At 75.6% G+C, this 1,048-nt stretch carries 1 protein-coding gene and 1 pseudogene; both read right to left on the bottom strand.

All coding sequences use genetic code 11. The features are described 5' to 3' along the window. A partial coding sequence (locus AB0N07_RS52075) for a DUF4011 domain-containing protein (protein ID WP_365848138.1) occupies nucleotides 1-563 on the bottom strand: 563 nt, incomplete at its 3' end. A 98-nt stretch (nucleotides 564-661) separates the two neighbouring features. Beyond that, nucleotides 662-1,048: pseudogene (locus tag AB0N07_RS52070) on the bottom strand (GMP synthase (glutamine-hydrolyzing)); the annotation flags it as partial.

Here is a 1,048-nt window from a genome sequence, read left to right as displayed (position 1 = left end):
GCCTGCTGGTACGCCTCGGGGTCCAGGGCGATGCCGTGGTGCCGGCGCAGGTTCCGCACGAGCGCCGGGTTCAGGCGGGCCGGCTCGGTGATCTGGACCTCCAGCTCGTCCCGGCCCCGGGCGCCGCGGCGCACCGTCAGGGCCACGCGGGCCAGCAGCACGGGGGCGGAGCGGCGCTCCCGCCGGCCGTCCTCCTCAGCCGTCCACGTGGCCACGCCCACGGCGAGCGCGCCGACGTCGATGCCGCGTTCCTCCGCCAGCTCGCGGACCTTGGCGCGCAGGCCGAGGGAGACCTCGTGCGCCGCGTCCAGCACCGGGCCGGCCGGCAGCAGGGTGGACAGGCGGGTGCGCCGCCCCAGAAGCAGCTGCGAGACGCCGGAGGAGTTCGCCTCCGTGAGGTCGATGCTGTTGGCCGCCGAGGGCGCGAACCGCAGCATCGTGTCGTTCTCGGCGCCCGAGCCCAGGGAGGACACCCAGGCGGCCGGATCGGGGCGGGTCTGCCCCTCGTCGGGGCGTGCGGTGGCGCGGGCGCGGGCCAGGCGCGGGAACTCCTGCTCGGTCACGTGCGTGCGGTCCTTCCTCCGTCGCCTGGGTCCAGGCGGTCTTCGTGCGGACGGCCGCCCCGGTCAGGGGCGGCCGGATGCGGCGCCGGACGCGCCGCTCACTCCCACTCGATGGTGCCCGGCGGCTTGCTGGTCACGTCGAGCACGACGCGGTTGACACCGTCGACCTCGTTGGTGATGCGGTTCGAGATGCGGGACAGGACGTCGTCCGGGATCCGCGCCCAGTCCGCCGTCATGGCATCCTCGCTGGTGACGGGGCGCAGGACGACCGGGTGGCCGTAGGTGCGGCCGTCACCCTGCACGCCCACGGAGCGCACGTCCGCGAGCAGCACCACCGGGCACTGCCAGATCTGGCGGTCCAACCCGGCCGCGGTGAGCTCGGCGCGCACGATCGCGTCCGCGCGGCGCAGCAGGTCCAGGCGCTCCTGGGTGACCTCGCCGATGATGCGGATGCCCAGACCCGGGCCCGGGAACGGCTGGCGGTG

This window comes from Streptomyces sp. NPDC051172, from assembly GCF_040682555.1.
Taxonomy (GTDB): domain Bacteria; phylum Actinomycetota; class Actinomycetes; order Streptomycetales; family Streptomycetaceae; genus Streptomyces.
This window is presented reverse-complemented; position numbering and strand designations above follow the sequence as displayed.